Genomic DNA, 24,827 nt, shown 5'->3' with positions numbered 1-24,827 from the left:
TCGTCTAGACTAGGAAAAGTGTGCCGTAAATCGGCCGTTTTACAGGAGTAAGTAATCAGTGCTACCTAATAATTATTCCACTTCTACATATTCAACCACAGAAAATCGCTAGTCATTCTTCTAATAATAATCTGCTTATAGCCTCAGACTCATCAATATTTCATGGGTGCCGTTATCTATGTTACTGATATTATTTTCCAGAGCCATTTCGTAGGCATAACCGATGTCGATCCAGTTAGTTCTGAACATAAATAGTCCGCTAATGCTTTCATTGAGACGATATCCGGCTCCTAGTCCGAATTTTCGATTGAACTCTAAGATACCTGTTATGTCCACTGAAAGAGGGGCCGCTTCGACATAGCGAATGGATGTCGAAGGTTTAAGAAGCATGTTACTGCCCAGATTGAAATCATAGCCACCGACTAGGTACATGTGTGGCTTATCCATTCCCAATCTCGCAAGGCCGTCGTTCTGCTCAAGGCGGTCCGGGGTCAATATCTTTGGTACCGATAATGAAATGAAGTAGGATTCATGCCTGAGAAGAACGCCTGCCCCGACGTTCGGGTTGAACCGCCCGTCGATGTTCATCAAAGAGGCATCCTGCATGATGCCATAGGTCAACAGACCATCGGTATTGGCATCGTAGGAAGTAAAACCTCCCTTTATGCCAAAATAGAGATTATGGCTCTCGCTCAATTTTAATTTATAGGATATATCCAATGCTATCGCCGTTTGGTTTTCTATAAAGGTTTTGTCGTTGATGACCGAAAGGCCGATGCCCACATTTTTCCCCAATGGAGTTCCAAAGATAAAACTCTGTGTTTCGGGAGCTCCTTGCACACCTGACCACTGACTTCGCAGGTTCATGCCGAAATCGGTGGTTTCGTCCGCACCTGCAAAGGCAGGGTTAATGAGATTCATGTTGAATCGATAAAAGGTATAATTGGGATCTTGCTGTGCCGACATACGGCCTACGACAAGTAGCGTAAAAACAATAATAAATCGGTATATATGATTGGTCTTCATTTACGTATTTTTAGTATTAATAGTTGATAAATATCCATCCCTGAATCGGTGCGCTACCATTGCCCAAGTCGATTACGTACATATAGGAACCGGGAGGCAGCAAATCGGAATTGGAGCTGTAGTTACCTCGCCAGTCGTTGCGATAGTTGACAGCGGAAAAGACCTCATGGCCGTACCGGTTGTACACCGTTACCGTTGTATTTGAATAGTTGTCGATACCGGGTATCATCCAACTGTCGTTAACCCCGTCACCATTTGGTGTAAAGGCCTCGGCAGGTCTTAGGACAGGTTCGTTGTTGGTCGGGAAATCGTCTTGTATATCCGTCACCCCATCGTTGTCATCGTCGTCATCGGCATTATCCCCCGTTCCATCCGCGTCCGAGTCGGTATCCTCATTTTCATCCAATGGGAAATCGTCTTCCTCGTCGGTCGTGCCATCATTATCATCATCTTCATCCGAGTTGTCCCCAGTGCCGTCACCATCTGTATCGGTATCCTCATCTTCATCCAATGGAAAATCATCTTCATCGTCAGGGACACCGTCATTGTCGTCATCGTCGTCAGCTGAGTCGGGAATACCATCATTGTCGGTGTCGGTCGAATCGTTCGGCTCGCTGTCCTCGGAATCGGGAATACCGTCGTTGTCATCATCGGTATCGGCATTGTCCCCTGTACCGTCTCCATCGAAATCGGTATCCTCATCCCCGTCCAACGGAAAGTCATCGTCCGCATCCGGTGTACCGTCATTGTCATCATCGGTGTCTTCATTGTCTCCCGTGCCATCGCCATCCGAATCGGTATCCTCTTCGTCATTCAAGGGGAAGTCATCGTCCGTGTCGGGCGTACCGTCATTATCGTCATCGGTATCGGCATTGTCCCCTGTGCCATCGCCATCCGTATCCGTATCCTCTTCGTTATCCAAGGGGAAGTCATCTTCAGTATCCGGTGTGCCGTCATCATCATCATCGGTGTCTTCATTGTCTCCCGTGCCATCGCCATCCGAATCGGTATCCTCTTCGTCATTCAAGGGGAAGTCATCGTCCGCATCCGGTGTGCCGTCATTGTCGTCATCGGTATCTTCATTATCGCCAGTGCCATCTCCATCGGTATCGGTATCCTCATCCTCGTCTAGCGGGAAGTCGTCGTCCGTATCAGGAGTACCATCGTTGTCGTCATCGGTATCCGCATTATCACCAGTGCCATCCCCATCGGTATCTGTATCCTCGTCTTCATCCAATGGGAAGTCATCGTCCGCATCCGGTGTACCATCATTATCGTCATCCGTATCCTCGTTATCGCCTGTTCCGTCACCATCGGTATCTGTATCCTCGTCTTCATCCAATGGGAAGTCATCGTCCGCATCCAGTGTACCATCATTATCGTCATCGGTATCTTCGTTGTCCCCTGTTCCATCGCCGTCGGTGTCGGTATCTTCGTTTTCGTCAAAAGGGAAGTCGTCGTCCGTATCTGGAGTACCGTCGTTGTCGTCATCGGTATCTTCGTTGTCCCCTGTTCCATCGCCGTCGGTGTCGGTATCCTCGTTCTCATCTAATGGGAAGTCGTCATCCGTATCTGGCGTTCCGTCATTATCGTCATCGGTATCCGCATTATCGCCTGTTCCGTCACCATCGGTATCGGTATCTTCTTCATCATCCAAAGGGAAGTCGTCATCCGCATCTGGAGTACCGTCGTTATCGTCGTCGGTATCTGCATTGTCTCCCGTGCCGTCGGCATCTGTATCGGTGTCCTCGTTTTCATCCAACGGGAAGTCGTCATCCGCATCTGGAGTACCGTCGTTGTCGTCATCGGTATCCGCATTATCGCCTGTTCCGTCACCATCGGTATCGGTGTCCTCGTTTTCATCCAACGGAAAGTCATCATCTGTATCTGGCGTTCCGTCATCATCGTCATCAACATCACAAACATCTCCCTCACCATCTCCATCCGTATTAAGTTGGTCCGCATTGGCAATAGTTGGACAATTGTCCATGTTGTCTTTGATACCATCATCATCGCCATCAGTTTCTTTGGTTGCGGTATCCGTAGATGAGCTTCCTTCATTTCCAACGGTATCCGTTAATGTCACCGCTAATGTTACTATGCCATCACTTAAACCGCTTAGGTCTACATCGCTAATTTGATCGCTAGCAGTGACAATTGTTCCACTGCCCAAAACAGAGGTTCCACCTCCATTGCTAGTAAACACATAGTTGTAAGTTGTCCCGACTTCGGCTCCAGAAAAAGTGAATGATGCAACGGTTTCGTTAGTAGTATCGATTGGGTCTTGGTCAATTACTACGGAGTATCCAAAGGGAGCTGTAGTATCCTTTGTTTTTGTATCTGTTGAGGCATCACCTATGTTTCCGGCTGCATCTGTTAGGGTAACGGAAAGAGTAATTAATCCATCTCCCAAACCACTCAGGTCCAATCCTGTTATCTGATCGGTAGCGGTTGTAATGGTTCCCGTTCCAGTGACAGGAGTTCCGCCTGAATCGCTAGTAAGGCTGTAATTGTATGTTATTCCGATTTCTGCTCCGGAAAAAGTAAAGGATACGTTCGTTTCGTTTACAGAATCAATAGGATTTTGGTCAATGACTACAGCATATCCGGAGGGTGCCTCAGTATCTATTGTTACCGATCCAGTATCGCTATTGGCAGTACCACAACTACCATTTACAATGACCGCTCGAAAAAGGGTGGTTTCGACTAAATTGGAATATGTATATGTACTGTTGGAATTAACTATGTCAGACCAAATTATACCATTATCGGTCGATTGTTGCCATTTCTCAACTGTTCCCGTATGTCCAGTCAACGTTAAGGTTCCGGAATTACTTGTTGAGTCATGTATGCCAGAACTTACTTGACCTCCAACGGGTGGGGTGCCTGAAACAACATTGATTTCTTTCGAATCGGATATAGCTGATGTTCCACACTCGGATATTTCCGTAATGACACGATAGTACCAAGAACCCGTTGTAGGAATAGTTTCTTCTAAGGTAGTTGTAGTATTGGCAATATCCACCCAATTTGAATTGTCGTCTGAACGTTGCCATTTTTGAACATCACCTTGTTGCCCAGAAACGAAGAGTTCAACATTGGATCCAGCGCAAATAGTGGTATTTTGGGCCAATACATTTCCGGCATCCGCTTCCCTTACAAAAATTGGCGTACTGGAAGTGGTCAGATTACTACAATTTGTCGGGGCATTCGTATTCACGATTGCCCTGTAATATGTTGTTGTGGAAATATTATTGACCGTTAATGTTGTCGTTGTATTACTAATAACTGTTGGGTTGTCGATGAAGTTATTATCCGAACTCTCCCAACGGACTACCGAACCACTTAGGCCATTCAGTGTCAGCGTAGTACTGTTGGTGCCAGAGCATACAGACACCTCTCCACCGCTTATATTGCCGCCTGGTGCTCCATTAATTGTGATATCTTTTGTAAAGAAAGGAGTTGCACTTAATTGGTCGTTTGGCATATCGCCAAACTCTATTATTCCAAAAATACTAGAACTATCTGGAAAATCGTTCCAATCGCCGGCACTGGAATATACATGACCGAAAGACTCTCCAGGATTTCCATTATTGTAATCGTTTGGCTCGCCGGACCGCCAGTTTTGGTATACTCCGGGAACTCCATTTCCGTTACCATTATCCGTAGTAATCTGAGTACCCCTTTCTGGGCCCGTAACCCAATAAAATTTTCCTTCAGAAGCATTTGTATCCGCAAATAGATTATATCCCAATGCTTCGTTAATCTGGTTATGGTCGTCCGAAGCTCCCATCCAAGAATTTTGACCAACAATTCTAGTGACAAAAATATTCTCAGCGTTAGAGGTGAGCGTCACCAAATAAGCCTCCCTACCAAAAAATGAAAGTGAAGAGGCGGCCGCCTTTGTTGCTGTCCATGAAGTTTGTGTATCTGTGACTCTATAAAAATGGTCGTTCAAGGGATTATAGAAAGTTTCTTCCGCAACAAAGGTGACCTGCCGCGTTTCTGGCGAACAAATTGGGCCTGAGGTCATCGTCACCGTCCTGAGAAATGACTGCCATTCTGATGCAGATAAAGTTCCTTTGAAGACTATCGACCGCGTATTACTGTTCCAGCCACTTGTTGTCACTCCTAAAGGTAATGTACCGTTGTAACCAAGCTGGTCTGTCGCAGTAAAAGAGTTAGTTATGGAAACAGTAAAATTGGTAATATCGGTACTCGAGGTAATTGTCAAATTGGGTGCTATAACTGTAGATATAGTTGCTTCAACACCTATGGATTGACCGTCGCCGGAAACTTGAATCGTTTGCGCCCGTACGACAAATAAACCAAAAATCAGAGTTGCAAAGGCTAGGTTGGTTTTTATGCTCATTTTAGTAATTTTATTACTGGTTAAGAACACAAACCTATTGAACTAAGTAAGAATAATATTACCTATGTTGTAATCCATATGATTTTTGTTGTGTGGCTTTAATTTTGTGTTGTAAGCATCACCTAAGAATCTATTTTGATAAGGACAAAAACCAATGTAATTCAACCAAAAACTCGCTTTTGCTCAGAAGAGTTCCGAAAAACCAACTTTTTTTGAGACAATTAAAGACTGTCCTTTTTGCACATTTCGTCCCAAATACTTACCCCAAACTTTGCGCGTGGATCCTGTGGAATTTTTGTAGTGTTCGGGCAGATAAGCGTAGAGCAAAAATTCCATAGGGCGCAACCTAATTTTGGTCTGGAACACTATCTTTTTCCCTTAACCATTTTTGATAGGATTTGTAGTGCCCTGGGTTTTGGTCAAAATATCCTCTCAGGTTTGAAATTACTTCTTGCTCTCCCTTCGCAAATGCCTTTTCTTGAATTTCCCCAATTGCAGAGACTTCTAAGGCCAGATACCCTATGACAACCAAGGATATGAACCAAATCGAGTAATGAATCCACAACTGTATCTTTGGAACCAATCTTGCTTTTAAAATCTGATGCCTAATGCCTTGAACCGACTCCTGAAGCTTTGAATTATTCGCTTTCTCGGAATTCAAATGCTCTCGGAGCAAACTTTCAATTTCCGTAGTATCAGGTATTACTTTGATGTTGTCCATATTTTGGGTCAACCGTTCCAATCTAACGATGGACTTGTTGAACCCGTCCAGCTCGTCGGTGAGCAGTTCCATTACCTCGTCCAGTTTTTTATATCCCATAATTTTCGGTTTTAAATTCCGATTCCCGTGTCGATGGCCTTTTTTATGGTTTTCTTGATGATGTTCTTGGCGATGCCCGTTGCGAGGTTGGTACCCTGTTCCACCGTTTTCCCTAGTAATTGGACCGATTTTCCGATTTCTTTTGGTTTGGCAATCCCTTTGTTCCGGGAAAGTTGCGCCATTATCCTTCCCCCGGACATGGAACGGTGTACCTCGCTTGCCTTGAAATTATGGCCTTCATATTGGAACCGGAATCCCTGTAACTTATTGGCCCGGTTTATTGTCGGGATGACTTCCACGTTCCTTTCTTGCATGGCCTTGATGTAGGAGTCCAATGTTCTTGGTCTATCGCTTTCCATTACTTTATGATGGATGTCATTTATTTCCAGCCGGACCTTTATGGAATCCTGTTCCTTTTCCAGTTGTACCTCCTTGACCGTGGTCAGCCCCATTTCCTTGGCCACGCTCTCCGCCGCCAGTTGGCTGCGCTTTCCGATAAAGCTGTCGTTATAGGTCCTGCCGTCGAAACCGATACGGTTCACGTACAGATGCACGTGAGTATGTGCCTTGTCCCTGTGTACGAAGGCGATGGCCTGTCGTTCCTTCAGCTGCATTTCTTTTATGAACCGTTGGGTCATTTCCCTTAGTTGTGCTTTGGTCAAATTCCTACCGTCCTCCCGGGTCGGGCTAAGGATAAAACTCAGGGTGTTCTTTTGGCAACGCGTGTTCTCCTCCTGGACCAGCCTGAACTCTTCGGTGATCTCTTTGGGGTTTTCCCCTGCCAGGTGTTGACTGAGGACCACCTCGGCACCCTTCTCCTGGTTCCAACCGTAATCGATACTTGTCCCGGTGTGTGCTATGGATGTCCCTTTTCCTATCATTTCTTTGTTCTTTTGAAATTATAGAGGTGTTTTCTTATTTCCGCTGCCAAGGTCTCGACTTCACTGGCCAGTTTCGGGTTGTGTTTCTTGAACATGTTGCCGATGCGCGTAAAATTCCCCTTGTACTTCACCAGCATTCTATAGTGGGCCAATTGTTCTTCGGTCAAACGTTCGATGACCGAATTTCCAAAAGCCGAACTGCGGCAATATTCGGAGAGGGAAATTCCCGCCCGTTCCGCCCTTTTTTTGAGCAGCTTCTTCTCGTAGATGGAGCACCTGAATTTAACGTAGGTTTTCTTCATCTTCTTTTTACTTTGCGACCATCGGGAGAAAAGCAAGATCGTTTTTGTGGCAACAAAAACACATCTTGCGCTTCCTGACCAAATCCATTTTTAGCCTTAAAAATCAACCATACGTTCATGTCCCTATACCCCTCGTATAAACTTGATTTGTCCAAACAGTTATTGGAATGGGCCAGCAAGTTTTGAGTCGTTGCTTTACCGGTCGAATCATTGTCCAGATAAAGGTCGATTCGGTCGTAAGGGTCCATTAGCTTAATCGCTTTTTTGACCAATGCCGTAGAGTTCAGGACCAGAAAATCATATTCGGTTTCTATTTCTTTATTAAATTCCAAAATGGATAATAGATCGAACATGCCTTCTGTAACGATGAGTTTTCCGTTTCCATTTTTGATGTGGGTGATATCCTTGGGCGAGCTGGAATTCTTGTAATATCTGTTCCGTAGTTCCCATCCACCGGAATCGTTCTTCAATCCTATGGCGAAATAGCGTCGTCCCTTATGTAGATAATGGACCTCCCTACAAATGGTCGATGCCGTAGAAATGGAAATTTTCCGTTCAAAAAGATAGTTTAAAAGACCGTAATGTCGGATAGGACGTGCATGGAGAATTTCTAGCCCTGTATTCTTCTGGATTCTAACTGGGTGCTGCTGTTGAAAAGAGAAAGAGGTCTGGCCCTGTTCCAAGAACCTTAAGGTTTCGCTAACGGAAGATTTGTTGATTTGGCATATTAGGTCGATTACATTACCGCCTTTTCCCGCTCCATGGTCGTACCATCTGTTCAGTTTCTTGGACACCTTGAAAGAGGCTTGGGTTTCTGAGCGGAACGGGCTCAGGAACCAAGCTTCTTTTTCGGTCGATCTGGTCGGAAAGTGCCCGAGTTTTGCCAGCGCTTTTTCGATGGGAAAAGCTCGGGCTCTTTCACACGTTAACCTGTTTGTTCTTTCTTTTTTCATAAGCCGAATGGTTTTACCTTTTTTTTGATGATATGATGACAACACCTTCTAAGGCCCCTACGGTATTAGGTTTTCCCTGTCATCGTTTCGTCATCGCGTCATCGTTCTTCGTTTTTTCAAAGTGTTTTCCGTCATCATTATTTTTTTTGATGACAGAATGATGACAGAATGATGACAGCCTCGGACCCCATGAACATTGGCCCCGTGCTATTCCGTCATCGTATCATCAAAATTTTTGGTCAAAAAGTCCTTTTCCACCGTAAAGTACCTTCCCTTGGCATCGGTCATGTGGATATCTCCATCGCTCCAAATGGTCACTTTTTGGTATTTGTTGGAGTTGTCCTGGTTGACGAGTTTCCAATCGTTCTTCAGCAATTTCCGCAATTGGGTCAGGTCGGTCTTGACACGTGTCTTGTTCAGCAGGTGCAGCGCATCTATGGGACAGAGATGTATTTCCTTCATTTCGAACTTTTCCATGACACTGAACAGGATACTGGCCAGTTCCTTTTCAACCCTATTACGGTTGTTCTGCACCAACTTTTTTAACGCGGCTGTTCTAATCTGTTTTGGGGTAAACCACATTCTGGTGGTTTGTTCGGACGATAATCGTCGTTTTTGCAGATAGTACAGGAAAGCTGGTATTTCGGATACCAGTTGTTGGAGGAAATCCGTTTTCTCTTTTTTGAGCGTTGGTATCTTCAGTACCCAAAACCGGGTCTCGTTCCCGTCTATCTTGATAAAATTGTCCTCATTGTTGCTACAGAGAACGAACTTTCCGAAGAACTCCACTTCCCGCTTGTCCTTTCCCTTGGCCTCCAATTTGTTGATATTGGTAGTGCTCAGGTACTTGATGCGCTCGGTAAGCTCTTCCTTGTTGAACAGTACCTCGTCGATACAGATGAGAAGCTTGTTGGCCCAGTCCGCATTGAACTGGCTGCTGAAACTGTCATTGGTCAGATAGGTCAGGTTGTTTTCGAAGATGGCCTTCAACCACTTTAAAAAAGTACTCTTGCCCGTTGAACGTTCCTTGGAGACCAGACAGAGAATGGGCAGCACCTGGACCGGTTTTGTATACAGTAATTGCAGGTAGTCCAACCCCAGTTCATAGTGCTTCCCAAAAATGTGTTCGATGAATTCCAATGAGGTTTGGTATTCCCCTTCTTTGGGGATTGCCGGTAACGGGGAATAGGTATTGTAGAACCCTTTGTATTCCTGCTTGAAACCCAAATGGCTCGGGATGCATGTAAAGCCATCGTACTTGGGCACCTTGCTCAAATAATCCTTCCCATGGTCCTGACGAATGGTCTCGATGTTCCAATGGACCAAGATCTCGTTGAAATGTCCGGCGATAGTTGGTGCCTGTACCAATTTGTAGTACGAAGTGCCCACCCTTAAATAAGGAATTGATTTCATATGATAAGGTTTTAGAAGCCAAAGGTGATTCCAAAGGCGTACTGTGAATTGATAAAAACCTAGAATTGTTATTACCTAACGAACAGGTTCCGCTATAGTTTCGATTTCAGGAATGGGTTTCCGTTCGTTCTGGAGCAGCCAATCGACGATTTTCTTCTTTTCGAAAAAAATCAGTTTCCCGTTGGGTTTGGAGTGCGGGATATGCCCAGCGGCGGTAAGTTTGTACAGATAGCTTCTGGATATACCCGTATAGTCGCAGGTTTCCTCAAAGGTCAGTACCTCTTTATTGGCCATCAACAGTCTTTCCAAACGGTCGAGCCGTTCGAGTATTAAAAAATTGTCCATTTTGTTTCTTTTTAGATTAAAAAATGAACAAAAGCGCTTTTGCTTTCTTTTAGAAAATTCCTGGTATAAAGGTAAAAAGAAGGACGGGAAAAGATAAAGTCGATTCCCTAATTTTATACACAAATATTTGATATACAATGACTTGTGCCAAATCAGTATAAATGAAACCAAATATCATTTAGTGAATAAAATTTGGTTTCAAAACGATTCAAATGCTACCATTTGCGTTTTTCTAAAAATGGAGGGATTTTGGAGTTATCAACAATTTAAATTTAGAAATTATGAAATGAGGTCTTATTTAAAGAGAATCAAGTTAGTTTAATCTAGAGCAGCAAAATATTTCAATCGGAAGTAACTATCTTCCAGAAGTTTTGAAAATCAAAAGCTTTACAAAGCAATAAAAATATTGACTATCAAATACTTATTTCCTGCTAATTTGGTTTCAAACACATCCAAATAGTACGAAATTAAATTATGCAAGAAATAAAATGGATTATGTGCAAATTATGTGCAAATAAAAAAGGCTTCAGGAGTGAAAACTCTCTGAAGCCTTACTATTGATAGCTCCCCCTCTTGGGCTCGAACCAAGGACCCTCTGATTAACAGTCGGTTCAATTATGGTTCTATATGGTTTTATATGTCCTTAAATACCCATTTTACAGGGTTTTTACTTATCTTTAATATCAATATAAACCACCTCAATTCAAAAAAAGCACGCTGAAAGCACGCTGAAAAAAATCCTCCCTCATTATGGCAACAATTAAGTTAACCTTCGATAAACGCTCATCTAACACCACTAAAGATAATAAATTCATGTTGGTACTGCGTATTAGTCATAACAGAAAAACACGCTACATTTCTTTCAATTTACATCTAAAGGAAAATCAATTTGATCCTCTTACTGGAAATATCACGGGAATTATGAACGCCGTAAGGCACACAAAGCGTGTCCGAAAAATATATTCCGAAGTTGATTTATGGTTGGCAGAACATGAGGGCGAAATACGAAAGTGGGAGATTAAAAAATTAAAATCCGAGATAGAACGAATATTCTTTAACAAATTACCATCCCGTTCAATCCTTAACCACGGGGCAATATATCTAAATCGGCTTCGGCTTGAAGAACGTTTCTCTACGGCCAGCTCTTACGAGGATGCCCTAAAAGCTTTGATTAAATTTCGAAAAAACCTAAAAGGACAGGATGATACTGTTTTGATTAAAACCCTTTACAAAAAGGAGGACAAGAAACTAAAAGTATTGGATAGTTTTACGGATTTGGATATGGAAATAAAGGCTATGGACTATGGTTTTCTGAAAGATTTTAAAGCCTATATGAGCAATCGTTACAAATCAAAAAATACACCAGCGATTCATCTTAGAAGTTTGCAGGCCATAATGAACGATGCGGGAAAGACCTATCAGGATTTAAGAGATCATAAACCCATGTCAAGCATAAAAAAACAAAGCCATGAAAATGCTCCCGCCCCTATTAGCTTGGAAGATATAAATGCTATCCGAAAATTAAAATTAGCGTCTAATTCCCCTATTTGGCATACCCGGAATTATTTGCTCTTTATGTTCAACAACATGGGTATGAACCATTTTGATATGGCAATTATCAAGAGATTTCAATTCGAGGATAACCGCATTAAGTACTTCCGTAAAAAGACGCATTATGAGGGAGATTACTTTAGTGTACTTCAAAATGAAGAATCACTCAAAATCATAAGCTATTATCTAAATGGACAAAACGCAGAAGATTATCTTTTTCCCATTATTCCAGCAAACACTACACCCGAGAAACTGCATAAAGTCAACAACGGAAAGGTTAAAATTTTCAATAGGTATGCCAAACGTATTGCAGCCCTTGCAGGAATCGATAAAAAGATTACTACTTATACTTTGAGAGACACATGGACAAACATAGGCTTGGATATGGGCATCGACATCCGAAAAATTTCATCGGGTCTCGGGCATTCCAGCGTTCAGGTGACAGAAAAACATTATGGCAAAAGTGTTTCTGAGAAAATACTGGATGAAATAAATGCTAAAATTACAGCCTCGTAAAAAATAAACCAAGTGCTGGAAATAGAATGCCACGCTTACAGCGATTCCAGACCTAATTATGTCGGGTTTAAAACTTTATTTCAAAAGGATTTCAAAAAAAAAGTCGGAATTGGTTTCGGGATTATTCGCATGATTAGAAAGGGCTTTGGTTTTCTATTTTTCTAGTAAAAAGATTCTTTTTTCTCCCTATCCACAAAAAGCGCCCGTCAGGGACGCTAAATTTCATATCAAAAACCCTCTATTTATTCTACAATGACGGCCCTGTATCCTTTTTCTTGAATTTTGTAAAATCCGTAAACTCGTCCTTGAACCCGTTGAACATCTCTTTTTCAATATAACTACCACCACCCAAGAAATTACCAATGGCATAAACTCCTTTTCTCAGCGCACGGTTCCGTTTGATACTGGATTGCCTTTGAGATACTTGAACAAGGCATGGTCGCAGCCCGTTATCCATGTGGTGGAGAATTACCTCGCGGTACAAGTTCGGCCGCACATTTTCGGCCGTTAGCATGTACGCGACTTTGTCATACAATCCTCTTTCCATTAAATGTCCTGCCCAGAGATTTTTTAAATCGTTCCTGCCCTCTTCCAATAGATTTTTGATGATGGGCTTTTGTTCCTGTAGGACCCTCGCCAAGTCGGGAATCGAATTTAGATAAAGACCTGTTCTCTTGGGCAGGGTATAACTCGATTCGTTGCCCGTATAAATGGATTTGATTTTGAACCCGTCCTCTCCTTTTGTAAAATAGAAACCTTTCGCGTTGAACAAGGCGATATAGTCCTTTGCCGATTTTTCAAAAGGTGCATGCATCCGTTCGGCACTTTTTACATAGGCACTTAACGCCAAGCTTTCATATTGCTTTTTGTGTTCGGGATTCATTCTTTTATAGAGCTTCGGGAAAATCATCGGCAGGAACATTGCGGTTGCCGTCAACTTGGGAGTGTTTTCGGAAGACTTTTCGGACAATGTTTCGAGCATCAAATGGTTCTGACGGACGAATCCAGAGGACACATAGTTCTCCATTTCCTTTGGAAAAGACAGTTTTCCTAATTCTACCGGAACCGTATGTCTGTTCGAATTCGTAAAAGACAATTGGTTGTCATGATACTTTACCCCCAACGCTTGGAACAAAAGACGAACGCTCCCCTGCTCCGTGCCGACATTGAAAATCTTGTTTTTCAATACCTTTCCTATCAAGTCGAATTTACCTTGCAGGGCGGCCTTTTCTTTCTTGGTCTCAAGTTCGTACAATCTTTTCCTTACAATGGGAAAGGCGGCATGTAAAGCCGTCCTGAATTCCTTTTGCCGGCTCTTTGGAATATATCGCTCCAAGAAAATATATTTTTTGGAAGCTATAAGAATGGGGCCGATATCGCCGAAGTTCTTGGTCATCATATGTTCCGATAGCAGTCCTGTTTGTTTTGGAGATTTAAGATAGGATGTATTGAACGCTTCCTTAATCAGTTTCTGGATTTCCAGTTTGAACTGTTTGCTTTCGGTATCAATTCGTGTGGGTTGGTTGCCGTTCCCGAAAATATCCAAACGGTTCTGCATTCGGATTTTTTGGGAAAGTTCCCTTGACCTGAAAACGTACGTCGATTTGTCATAGACGGTATATCCTTCGATGACATTTTCTTTCGTGTCCAGTTTTATGTCGATGTCCTGATAGTCCTTTAAAACTTCTTCTAGTTCATACGGATGGATGGCCTTAAAAAGGTCGTAGGTAGTCTCTATTTGTTTCAAAAGGCGTTTGCGGTGCATCTGCAACAGCTTCGACTTGGAATGGATGTCGAATACCTTTTGTAGTTTCGGGCCGCTCAGGTTACGGTGCACCTCGGAGCCGTTGATGAAACTTGTTCTATACCCATTTTGGTTGTCCAGTCCATACATTACCCCCATCCTTCCCGATTCGGTTGTGGTGGTCTTTATTTCAATATGATAGGGCCTGACCAGTCTTGCCAGTTCCTCGAAACTACGCACCTTATATCTTTGATTGATGGTGTTGAGTACATCCTGTAAATAATACCGCGTTCCTTGGGTTGCGTTCGCACCTGTTTGAAGTTCTGGCAACCTGAGTATCCGCAGTTGCTCTTTCCGTCTCGTTGTTGGAGCAGGTGTCAGGCCGTATTTCTTTTCGAGATGCTGCCGTGTCGCCATGCTCCTTCTATGGCTATTGAAGATTCCGAGTACTTTTCCATCTTCCTTGACCGTGGTCGTTACTATATGGACGTGTTCGTGTTTCGTATCCGTATGCCGTACCACTACATAGGGTTGGTGTCCAAAGCCCATATTTTCCATATATTCCTCGGAAATTTTATAGAAGGTCTTATCATCCAAATGTTCCCCGTGCGGAAGGTTCAGGCTAATATGGGCATAGCGGTTCTTGGTAGCGTTGCGCTGTCCTTGAAAATGAAGCACACTGCCGAAGAACTTTGGCGATATGCTTTGCGAAAACGTATTGCCGTAACCGAGTACTTGCATACCTTCCTTGCCGAGGACATAGTTCAATGTTCCCGTACAGGTTTCGCCGTAAATGATCTTCGCTATCATGCTGGTTTTTCTTCCATCGCAATTTTGATAAGTGAGTAAAGCAATTCGTTTGTTCTTTGTATCTCGTTTTGCAAACTACTGTTCGGACTTCTTAGGTTCTTGTGGTGCGCTATCTTTACCAGTTGGTTGATATTGTTGCCGATTTTGTTGATATGGTAGGCAAGGTTCGAGGTATCGGGTAGACTATCTTTTTCATCGGCCTCTTGTTGCAAAACCAATCTTCTCAAAAGCGGACTTATCGTTCCCCTTTGCGAAATATCCAGATTATAGGATTGGCATAGTTGTCCCAATTTTTCGTATTCCGTATCGTTGAACCGCAGCATGATGTTATGGTATCGCTTCCTATCTCCCAATCGTTTTCGGCCTCTTTTCCGTTGTTCCATTTTAATTGCTTTTTAAAGCAAAACACTTCGCAAGAAGTAGACAATTCTAAGTTACTTAGAATGCACCTCGCTATCCGTTTCACGGATAAATATAAGTGATTAATATTGTTTATAAACAACTTATATTCAGTTATTTAACCTAATATATCATATAAGACCATATCAATATATATGGGTACAGCTAGTAGATTTATCTGGTCTAATATGGTGTTGAAAAAATGGAAGGAAATACGGAAATGTCCAAGCTTTTTGTGGGTAGGGGGAGAAAAGGGCAAGCGGCATTTCCGCCGCTTGGGCTTTCGGGAGGCCGTGAGGGTGTCGGGCAAAACTGGAATGGAAAGACGACCGAAAGTGGGCGGTCGAAGGTCGCCCGATCGGGAGGATCGGAGTGGAAGGTTCGTGCGACTTCCGCAGCGGCTTGGGGAATATATAATTGGTGGTAAAAGTTAAATTGCGAATAACAACCTCGGTTAAATTCTCTTCTCGGTATCTTTGGGTAATCTTAAAATCCCAACCTGCAAACAACTTCAAAATTTAAAGCCCTTTGATCAGTATCAGCGACAAAATGTTCATCACAAAAGAGGTCAATTCGGCCACGGTGGCCTATTTCAAAAAGACAGTACTCCGTAAATTATTGATGGAATTTTGCTTCGGACCGCAATCAAATAGCAGGGCTATTACCGACTTGTTCGAAAGTGTTAACCATTACGGATTTGACCTGCCTTATGAAATTGAACTTGCCCTATTTGAGAGGCTACGGCGTTTTAAAAATAACCTGGACAAAGAAGAGCTTACCGCTTTATATTTTTGGGGTGTAAACCAGAAATATCTGTACTATTTGGAAGATTTCGAATATGATGATACTTATTCAGAAAAGAAATTCGATGAGGAATTCGGCAGGTCTCTCGCTTATAAAATCTATGAACCGAATGCGAGCAATCTTGAGGAAGATACCTCTGAGGAACTCAAAGTAATCCTATGCAATTTCGCTAGCGAGTTTGATTTATCGCTGGTGGATAAATATACATATGAGAATATTCTAGAGGTTATTGATATGTACTGTTCGGCAATAAATTGATTCTTATAAAATAGTCCTCCTGCAATTATAAGCTCGGGCCTTTGCCACGCGATTTATTTTTCTTTCTTTTAAGGGTATCATCACTACTTTGATCTAACGATTCGCTCTTTTTGATATTTACGGAAAGTTTGGCCTCATCAATAAACTGTTGCATACCCATATGTATCGGATTATTTGCCATCAGCTTTTCTTGGTCTTTTAGAATTTGAGTTTTTAGCTTCAGCTCCTCTGCCACACGGTAACCTATATTAAAGGCACTTTTAAATTTGTCGTCGACTTTGATTTCTTCTTCCATAATTAAAAGGTTTCTCGGGCGTGTTTCTCAATATATTCCATAACGGATTCCCTATCGTAAAGGATAATTTTCTTTTGAGGTTGGGAATACCGGATTTTTCCCTCATCCCTTAATTTCTGTAATGTGGTTGTAGATTTTATTCTGAGTATGGACATTACCTCCGCGCCATCAATCCATTTATCTTCGGTGTCCTTCCTATTGGTTTCAACATGTTCGACCACCTTCCGAAACAAGGCAAAAAAAGCTTCTTTTTCTAATAGAACGACCTCCATAATATGACTTAAAAAAATAGAAGGTATGCTTTCTATTATTGTGAGGCTTCGGATTTCGACAAATCACTCTTTAATTCGTTGTGAGGTATCAGTAAGTAAAGGGCTTTACGCATTAAGAGTAAAATTATCGAATAATCGGTCATTATTTTAGCAAAATTTAAACTTTAGAGCTATAAAGGTTGACTTTTTTCTATATATATGCAGAGAAACGCAAACCTTTGCAGTTTCTGATTTTAGATACTAATGGTTATTTTCATTTTCGGTTTCTATCGTTTTTGATGTTTGAACTTAGTGCTTAAAAAAGGTATTATTTATATAAACAAATTGTAATACTACCAATCTCTTAAATCAAAGGCTATGCGCCAAAAACAAAAATAAGACTAGCATTATCTTCAGCCTCCATTTTTAATCTATTTCTAATTTTTTCAATTACTTCATCTGATGATTTACTGTTTTTTAGTAAATATTCGATGCTATGGCCATCTATAATATTGTGTAGTCCATCTGAGCAGATTATTAGCTTATCTGTCTTATCATTCAATTCTAATTCTTGATAAGAGACGTAAGATTTCCTCAGGTTACCCTGAACAGATCGTGTTACTATGTGTGAATATTTGGATTTTATTTCTGAAATATTAGAGGTAGCGTCATCTGAGGTCTCATTAAATAAATTATGGGATTTACTTTCAAAATTCAATTTGCTATCTGAGTACCTTAATATTTTTACATCACCAACCCAAAAACATCTAGCCAAATTATTTTCCACAATGACACCCCCTATTGTCGCTCCCAGCCTAGACTGATTCAGTTCTTGAAATTGTCGTATTACAAGATTTGCCTTGTTGACCGCTTTCTGAATGCTTTCTTCATTAATTTCTTTAAGGGTAGACAAAAATGTTGAAATGCTATCTACTGTCATCGAAGCCGCAAGCCTTCCATTATCGTAACCTCCCATTCCATCAGCAATTATATAAAGATCCGTTCCGGAACCTAGGCTACTCTCACAAATCACATCTTGATTTGTCTTTCTTTTACCTATATGTGAAAATGTAATAGCATTCATTAGTTACCTGTAGCTTGTATAGTGCCTCCCCCATGCTTGGTTACCCTAGGTCTAGTAGAAACTTTTACAGGTTTAACTGAAATACTTTTTTCAGTTGCTTTGGTTGCCCATAAAAATCCTTCTCCCGGAGTCAAAGCACTCATGTCTGCAGGGGTTAGAGTAGAAAGTTGGGTTATTGACTTTTGAATATGTTTAAGCCACTGTGGACTATTAAACTTGTGTAGTAGTACAACAGAACTCAATTCAATAATTTCATTTGGAAGACTAGGTGGGTCTTGACTTGCAATCATTATACTCACTCCTTTATGTCTCATTTCTCTTATTGCGGTAACAATATTTCCAGTTAAATCTTTATTATCCATATACTTATGAGCCTCATCGAATACAATGAATTTGTTAAAATGCAATCCGTTAATATTTTTTACCGCTGAGAAAATATTAAGCATTATGACAAAAAGACCCAAGGCTTCATCTTTTACAATAAATTCATCTCTTAAATCAACAACCACCAATCTTCCCGGCATTAACACATCTCTCATCATAAAGCTGTCATCAATATATTCACGAGCAAAGCTTAGTTTCTGCCTTGCTAATGCTTTTTGAGAATTACTCAATAGTTCAGATTCTTCCACACTCTCTGAAAGAGCGTTTATAGTAATATTAGATCGATGCTGTTTCATTATTGCTTTTAGCTGTCTTATGTAAGTGGAGTCATTTCCTATTGCTCCTAAAATAAACAGCCAATCTTGTACATTAAGTTCCTTGGAATTAAAAGCTATTGGCAATACTTTAATAGATGGATATTCGGCTTGTCTTTCTTCAATTTTATCCTTTGGGGTAAGAATAATAACATCCTCAATATTATCTGGTTCAGCTCCATAACGTACTTTCAATTTTTCTAATTCCCGATTTTCATCATTAGAGTGTATCATTGAGGTAAACTCAGGCGCATAGTCCATACTTTCACTATAGTGAAAAATAACCCCTGCTAGTGGTGAAGGGAGTAGATTTATATTGCTAAATTGTTTTAGAACCATTTCGGATATAGTCCCAATGGTATAACTTTTACCGCCACCTTGCACTCCAAATAGGCTAATCGTATTTGTTTCACTAAGATCAATGGCGATTTTTTTCTGTAGAATACTTTCTCCAAGAATTCCAAATTGATCGCTAGGAGATGTTTTACCAATAAGTATATCAAATTCAGGGCTGACATATTCATTATGACTTGATATGAGTTCTCTAGAATTGTCCTTTGTGTTTAATTCAATTTCAGTTTCCGCTGCCCTAAGAGTATTTTCTTGATCTTTTGGATATGGCGTTTGCCTGGTCGTCGGACTTATTGTAGGGGTATCGGTTTGAGAATTAACTTCCGATAAATCTTTAGCCTCTTTGTCTCCCTTAGTACCTGTTGTACTTTCGCTAGGTTCTAATTTCGATTTGAATCTTTGAATAAAAGGTTTAAGCTCGCTCCTATTCCCAAAGGCTTTTATTAGGTCTTTGTCAAAATTACTTTCTTCAAGTCTCTTAGTATTCAAATCTGAATCAGGATCGAGAATATCATCAATCAATTTTCCTCCGAAAGTAAAAAAGGTGGACTCATTATCCAAGACAACCTTTTTATGCCTTTCTGCTGATGCAAAATCAAAAATTAAACCTAATCTTCTAAAATGAAGACTAAACCCAGAATCCAGTTTTTGTAGAAAAGCTAAATACTGATTATATGCCTTATTGGATAGATACTCATACCTATGTGCTCTTTCTAAATAAAATGTCAACAATGATTTTAATTCCTTGTTTTTAATTTCTCTATCTAGCCGATCAAAGGAATTATTGTATGAAGGGTCAAAATGATTCCTCAAGGCTTGTATTGTATTTTCTATCTGATCGAGCATTTTTAGCCTAAGGGCATCTTTTTCATTTTCTCCTAGCGCTTTACGGCACTTTATTTCTATGACCGAGATTAATATTTCCTTTTTATTAGGGTTAATTGAAACAAGTAAATTATCTGCTCTTGATTTGCTTCCAGATGGCAGATTCTCAAATAGATTTTGATGCAAGTCGATTGGAATCAGAAAAGCATCTTCCAACATTTCTTTTTTTTCTAATACACGCTTAGTAAATGCGGAGCCAATGACCTCAAAAGCCTTGTTTTTCGAAGAATTTAATTGAAGCACCAATGAACTACTTACTGCTCTTAAATCTTCAAGAAGTACTTTGATTTTATGCTCATCCTTTTCATTATGAATATTAAGATTAAATTCTTCAAAGTGAGGCCCCAATAGTCCTAACACTTCCGAGGTAGGCCTTGTCGTAAGATAAGATGAAATTCCTAAAGCTTCTTCTCCGGGAACATAGTCTAATAAAAATGGTATTTTACCATCCTTAGATGGTTGATCAAATATTTGTGGCCCTAGATTTTTATCAAACGTAACTACCCAATCGGAATAGTCGTGTAGATGGGTAAGTAAAACCTTGTCCTTATCGTTTAATCTAAGTTGTGTAGAAGGTACAGATGAAGTGTGTTTTGACACTAAAGCTCCACTTATAAAACTTTGAAGGTTCTCAAAAAGCTTAATACCGTTTGTACCTGCCGTATCGTATTTTACAGGTAACTTATTACCTTGAATAAAGCGATTCCACTTAATCTGTGATCCATTTTCGTCTACCTTAACTGTAGATTCCGTAATTAAGCCGTTCAAATAAAAATTACGATCTTCGACTCCTGGTTGTATAAGTTCTATGGTTATTGGAAATGGACTTACTAAAAAGCTCAAATGGGAAGTGTAGGCTGAAGGTTCTTTTAAAAAGTCCGAAATATCATTGATTGAAAAGCGTAGTTTGGGAAATAATCTATTTCTAGAAGGTTGCGAAAATGCCTCTGCCTCCTCAGAAATATTTGATTCTGGATTAATTAAGGTCTTTAAAGCCTCTCCATGCTCAATTATTTTGTCATTGCCCTTAAAAATTCTAACCTCATAGTTGATACTTTCAAATGCCCTTTCTTTTTCTAACTCGACAAACGCGTTGGCAAAAACTTCTGCATCACCTGCATTAAATAAGTTAACCACTAATTTGTCAATATAAGGATGTTGCGCTAGGTAATTTCTGATATGGCGAATTACCAATTTGACACTTAAGTCAGTCTCTACATAGTTGTCCTTTGTGATATTAAATAGCAACCTGAAATAATGCTGGAGTTGCCTAGAAATAGAAGTCATTCCATTTTTAGATTCTTGGGACACCGTACTCAGGTAAAGCCCCCATCCAAATGATAACTCGCCACTATAATTAAATTGTTTTTGAGAAATTGTTTCAATTAAAACTTGTTGGTTATTTTCAGGAGAGAGCTGACCAATAAACAATTCTTCTAAATGTTGTGACCAAGATTCTTTGTGTCCAGAAAACTCTTTTGTTCTTTGTTCCCAATTCTCAAAAACTTCCAGAAGTTGTAAAGTCCAACATAAGCGTAATGGATGCAGAGGCGAAAGGAGTATTGCCTCAACTTTACTTCCGTCAGGTAATTTACTTTTGACCTTAACCAGGTCAATCATTTGCAATTCGATTAGAAACTCTCTTAGTTTTGTTTTCTCATCTAACGTTATCTCGTCTGTCGCTAACTGATTATTTAGTTTTGTTGTCCATTTAGTATATGTGTCTGCATATTTCCTTATGTTCTCTTTGAGATTGAATATATCTGCCGTTTCAAAAATTCCATTAGCATTTGTATTGGAATTAATAACAGCTTCAAAAAGTTGCAATCTTGACTTTAGTAATGATTTTGGTACAATTTCATTTAATTCGCTCTTTACAAATTGTAATTGTTCAAATCCTATTGCCAGTTTATTGCCTTTTAGTTGACATCTTACATAGCCCAAGCTATCAGCATTTGCGAGCAACTTATTTTCTATTTGACGTAGTTTGGTCGAGATGTTGATTTGATAATTATGTTGGTCAGAATAATTGATATGAAACGTAGAGTTATGTTTTTCCTTTCCGTCATTAATCCAAATATTTGATGTTTCTGAAGGTTTTGGTAATTCAATTTCGATATCATTCCTTAACGCTTCAATACGATATTTGAAATAGGCCTGTAAAACATTATTAAGCTTATCCTTGCGCTGGTCTTCATCGCGTTCTACAGATTCCTCAATTACATAGTCAAAATCAATCGAATCACAGCTGAGTTTATAAGGAAAAGCACTTTTTGATAAACTTTCATCTTCTTTCTTAGCCTCTTCCCACGCTTTTTGAATCTTAGACTCACGAAACTCATCATTAGTATTTAACATATTGCCGTGGTCGTCCTCGGCTAAAACCTTTATAAAATAAGAACCTTCTTCAATGATATTAGGGTTCAACTCAAGCGTGGCATCTCTGTAGGGTCTATTAGAATTTGAGTTTTTGACTTTTCTTAGTACTGTAATTTCTTCTCCGTTACTTCCATTTACAGCCATCAGTATAATCCTAAAGAATCGTAAATCTTTTATATCCTTTGGATTTGGATTGGTGTGAAAACGAACTTTCAACTTCGCTACATTACCCTCTTGCGCATAAAGCACATTAGTTCCATCTTCTACTTTTAAATCTTTAGACTTAATCTCATCAGTTATTAATTTAATATGCGTAAAATCCAAATCAGGAATGGGCCAATAGCTGAAATTTAATTCATCATATCCATTTTTTATAGCACTACAAATCTCTTGGGCATTTCTTGCTCCTTTTTCAATTTTGAGAAAATTGACAATATCCTTTTGTATGGAATCAGTTTCTAACTTAAGATTAGCTATTCTATCATATAATGGTTTATTGAAAGCTGACAACAACTCAACACTTTCCCTATTGAAATTTAACCTTGACCTGATTTTTTCAACATACTTTAAAAGAATACTGTCAGGTACCAAAGAAAGTTTAAATAGACTGTTTCCAATTGCCGAAGGCTCATACTTCTCCTGATCAATGGCTATTAGGTAATCTATTACTTCGGTGTTTGACGGGTTTAAATAGTCTATTATATCATTGACCACTATGTCATAAACATCATCAGGAACTTGTTCTATTAGAGTACTAACCAATTCCTCTTCTATACCTTCAAGGGATATTTCTTTAAAGGTTGCGTTACCATATGAATCTTCTGCGGCTGTACGGCTATTAGACGGTATTAAGATGAGTAGTGGTTTGTCCTGCTTATTACGAAGCTCAATAAGTTTTGTAGCAGAAATAAATTTGTTACTTGGGTTTTCCGCTTCTGAGACAATATAAATATTGAGATGCGGATATTTTTCAACAAGCAAACCCCATAAATATTCTAATTCTAAAACACCTAGCCCTGTGATTTTCATACAATGACCGGGGCCTGCCGCTTCGAAGTCAGTATTGTGTATCTGAAGAATAAGACCTATTATCTTTTGATAGTATATGTTAATCGTAATTGATTCCATTCTTTTCTTAATCGTTTAATTCATATCGAGGACGTATTCTTTGCAAAATGTAGGCATCACTCAAATCATTATAAAAGCCTATTTGGCGTAGTTTCATTTTAAACGATTCTACATTTTCTTTAAAAGCCAAATGCGTATTCAAATCTGCGCCCGCAAATCTTTCTTCAGACAAGCCATTGATAATTAATCCATAGCGTGTTCTTATATTTTCTATCAACTCCTCTATGGAAAGGGTTTTTGTTGTGAAATGATCATCTTCAACATTAAGTACTAATATTTGAACTAGTGTTTCTAATAATCGAGTACCTAAGACAAAACGCCGTGGATGCCTTTTACTTCGTCCTTGAGCCATAAAGCCCCTTTCCGAATTCTTTTGTGAGAGATTATCAATAAGTTGTATATGGTATCTATATTGATACGTGCCACGCGCTTTCACTATTAATTCAATATACTTATCGAAATAAGAATCTTCATATTTCACCATATCTTTAATTAATTCCCGATCATCCTCTTCAAGTGAATTGTAGAGATTATCCCACTGAGTCTCAAAATATATTTCAAAACCTACAGGCTTTTCTGCTAGAATCTTAAGAGCTTTTTCTAGATTTATTGAATTTGTTTTCTCCAACTTTAATCTTCTCAAAGCTGCGTTTATTTGATAGGTAGCCTTGACATAATCATATATGCTATTAATTAAGTTCTCAGCGTCATAGCTCGCAAGTTTTGCAATTTTACTTTCAAAATCATCCGTTGCGTCTACCACAATACTCCAATCATCACTATGACGAATAGAACCTTTTTCTACCATTTCAGGCAAAAGAAAAACTAGCTTTTGTACATAAATTGATAAATGAAATGATGTTATAGTTTTCAAATAGTCTACTACAACGTTTCTCGGAATTTTTCTTTTATAAACCAGTAAACGTCTTACATCGTCACAATAGAGTCTGGCTTGTTCTTCTAGTAGTGGCTTGATTTGATTTAAAGAACTATTAGTATCTAAAAAACCTGGTTTAATATTTTTAATAATATGAAGTAGTCCCAGACTGTCTACATCTAAACCGGTTCTGATATTAATTTTATTAGTTGTGTTATCCCAACCTTCCATTAAAAAACTTTTGAGTTCTTCTTTTACGTTGGGATTTGCACCAAGCATTAAATACACTTGATCTGCGGTGTTATAATCTCTTGTATGAGCTGCATTTCTTACCCTGTAACTTTCAAGGTGAATTGGTCTAAGTGAAGATATTTTCTCTTTATCCAAGTTGCCTCTATAAACCATGTTTACCAAGTTACTTCGCATCCAAAGCTCGGCGGCTTCTTTGTTCTCGTTGAAGCCTTTTACAGATCCATCTTCTTCTAATTTTCCAAAAACTCTCTGTAAAGTATCCAAGTCAATAAAAGAATTGCTTCTGGCTCGTTGCCTAGGTCTTATACCATTGTGTTTTAAAAGCATAAACAAATTCACAAATACATTATCTATGTTTACAGCTTTTGCATCCCCTGCATAAATAAGTTCATTCCTTAAGACGCTTTCTTCCTTATTTAGTTTTATGGCCATA

The 24,827-nt window shown here is 39.8% G+C and carries 17 protein-coding genes; 2 read left to right on the top strand and 15 right to left on the bottom strand.

Annotation, left to right across the window (positions count from 1 at the left end; translation table 11 throughout):
• Positions 1 to 135: 135 nt before the first annotated feature.
• The 8 genes from CRO15_RS04675 to CRO15_RS04640 form a co-directional block, all read right to left on the bottom strand.
• On the bottom strand, positions 136 to 1,026 hold the full coding sequence (locus CRO15_RS04675) for a PorP/SprF family type IX secretion system membrane protein (protein ID WP_097044597.1): 891 nt from the start codon (positions 1,024 to 1,026) through the stop codon (positions 136 to 138).
• A 16-nt stretch (positions 1,027 to 1,042) separates the two neighbouring features.
• Entirely contained in the window at positions 1,043 to 5,398 is a 4,356-nt protein-coding gene (locus tag CRO15_RS04670) for a T9SS type B sorting domain-containing protein (protein ID WP_097044596.1), read from the bottom strand.
• A gap of 346 nt (positions 5,399 to 5,744) precedes the next feature.
• Complete coding sequence (locus tag CRO15_RS04665) at positions 5,745 to 6,218, bottom strand: DUF6730 family protein (protein WP_097044595.1); 474 nt, start codon at positions 6,216 to 6,218, stop codon at positions 5,745 to 5,747.
• 11 nt (positions 6,219 to 6,229) lie between these two features.
• Complete coding sequence (locus CRO15_RS04660; protein WP_097044594.1) at positions 6,230 to 7,099, bottom strand: relaxase/mobilization nuclease domain-containing protein; 870 nt, start codon at positions 7,097 to 7,099, stop codon at positions 6,230 to 6,232.
• Entirely contained in the window at positions 7,096 to 7,401 is a 306-nt protein-coding gene (gene mbpA, locus CRO15_RS04655) for a mobilization protein MbpA (RefSeq protein WP_097044593.1), read from the bottom strand. The genes CRO15_RS04660 and mbpA overlap by 4 nt, the downstream gene beginning before the upstream one ends.
• Positions 7,398 to 8,354, bottom strand: a complete 957-nt coding sequence (locus tag CRO15_RS04650) for a toprim domain-containing protein (protein ID WP_097044847.1) — start codon at positions 8,352 to 8,354, stop codon at positions 7,398 to 7,400. Before CRO15_RS04650 ends, mbpA begins: the two co-directional genes overlap by 4 nt.
• A 207-nt stretch (positions 8,355 to 8,561) precedes the next feature.
• On the bottom strand, positions 8,562 to 9,767 hold the full coding sequence (locus tag CRO15_RS04645; RefSeq protein ID WP_097044592.1) for a primase-helicase family protein: 1,206 nt from the start codon (positions 9,765 to 9,767) through the stop codon (positions 8,562 to 8,564).
• A 75-nt stretch (positions 9,768 to 9,842) separates the two neighbouring features.
• Entirely contained in the window at positions 9,843 to 10,112 is a 270-nt protein-coding gene (locus CRO15_RS04640; protein WP_097044591.1) for a helix-turn-helix domain-containing protein, read from the bottom strand.
• Positions 10,113 to 10,862: 750 nt separating this feature from the next.
• Between CRO15_RS04640 and CRO15_RS04635 the strand changes: the two genes are divergently transcribed.
• Positions 10,863 to 12,179, top strand: coding sequence for a tyrosine-type recombinase/integrase (locus tag CRO15_RS04635; RefSeq protein ID WP_097044590.1), 1,317 nt, complete (start codon positions 10,863 to 10,865; stop codon positions 12,177 to 12,179).
• A 247-nt stretch (positions 12,180 to 12,426) separates the two neighbouring features.
• On the opposite strand, the gene CRO15_RS04630 is transcribed toward CRO15_RS04635, so the two are convergent.
• Both CRO15_RS04630 and CRO15_RS04625 read right to left on the bottom strand, forming a co-directional pair.
• Positions 12,427 to 14,733, bottom strand: a complete 2,307-nt coding sequence (locus CRO15_RS04630) for a relaxase/mobilization nuclease domain-containing protein (RefSeq protein WP_097044589.1) — start codon at positions 14,731 to 14,733, stop codon at positions 12,427 to 12,429.
• A complete protein-coding gene (locus tag CRO15_RS04625; RefSeq protein ID WP_097044588.1) occupies positions 14,730 to 15,116 on the bottom strand; it encodes a hypothetical protein in 387 nt (128 codons plus the stop codon). The genes CRO15_RS04630 and CRO15_RS04625 overlap by 4 nt, the downstream gene beginning before the upstream one ends.
• 544 nt (positions 15,117 to 15,660) lie before the next feature.
• On the opposite strand from CRO15_RS04625, the gene CRO15_RS04615 reads away from it, so the two are divergent.
• The gene (locus CRO15_RS04615) at positions 15,661 to 16,194 is read left to right on the top strand and encodes a hypothetical protein (protein WP_133067201.1); all 534 of its coding nucleotides are present in this window, start codon (positions 15,661 to 15,663) and stop codon (positions 16,192 to 16,194) included.
• Between the two features lie 25 nt (positions 16,195 to 16,219).
• Here CRO15_RS04615 and CRO15_RS04610 read toward each other — a convergent pair whose 3' ends face one another.
• The 5 genes from CRO15_RS04610 to mads7 all read right to left on the bottom strand — a co-directional run bounded on the left by CRO15_RS04610 (position 16,220) and on the right by mads7 (position 24,826).
• Positions 16,220 to 16,489 carry a hypothetical protein gene (locus tag CRO15_RS04610; protein WP_097044585.1) on the bottom strand — a complete coding sequence of 90 codons (270 nt, stop codon included), beginning with the start codon at positions 16,487 to 16,489 and terminating at the stop codon, positions 16,220 to 16,222.
• A 2-nt stretch (positions 16,490 to 16,491) separates the two neighbouring features.
• A complete protein-coding gene (locus tag CRO15_RS04605) occupies positions 16,492 to 16,761 on the bottom strand; it encodes a helix-turn-helix domain-containing protein (RefSeq protein WP_097044584.1) in 270 nt (89 codons plus the stop codon).
• Between the two features lie 355 nt (positions 16,762 to 17,116).
• Complete coding sequence (locus tag CRO15_RS04600) at positions 17,117 to 17,824, bottom strand: PP2C family protein-serine/threonine phosphatase (protein WP_097044583.1); 708 nt, start codon at positions 17,822 to 17,824, stop codon at positions 17,117 to 17,119.
• Complete coding sequence (gene mads8, locus CRO15_RS04595; protein ID WP_097044582.1) at positions 17,824 to 23,265, bottom strand: methylation-associated defense system ATP-binding protein MAD8; 5,442 nt, start codon at positions 23,263 to 23,265, stop codon at positions 17,824 to 17,826. The genes CRO15_RS04600 and mads8 overlap by 1 nt, the downstream gene beginning before the upstream one ends.
• A gap of 7 nt (positions 23,266 to 23,272) precedes the next feature.
• Positions 23,273 to 24,826, bottom strand: a complete 1,554-nt coding sequence (gene mads7 / locus CRO15_RS04590; RefSeq protein WP_097044581.1) for a methylation-associated defense system protein MAD7 — start codon at positions 24,824 to 24,826, stop codon at positions 23,273 to 23,275.
• Position 24,827: the final 1 nt, after the last annotated feature.

The organism is Flagellimonas pacifica (genome assembly GCF_900215465.1).
Classification (GTDB): Bacteria; Bacteroidota; Bacteroidia; order Flavobacteriales; family Flavobacteriaceae; genus Flagellimonas; species Flagellimonas pacifica.
This window is presented reverse-complemented; position numbering and strand designations above follow the sequence as displayed.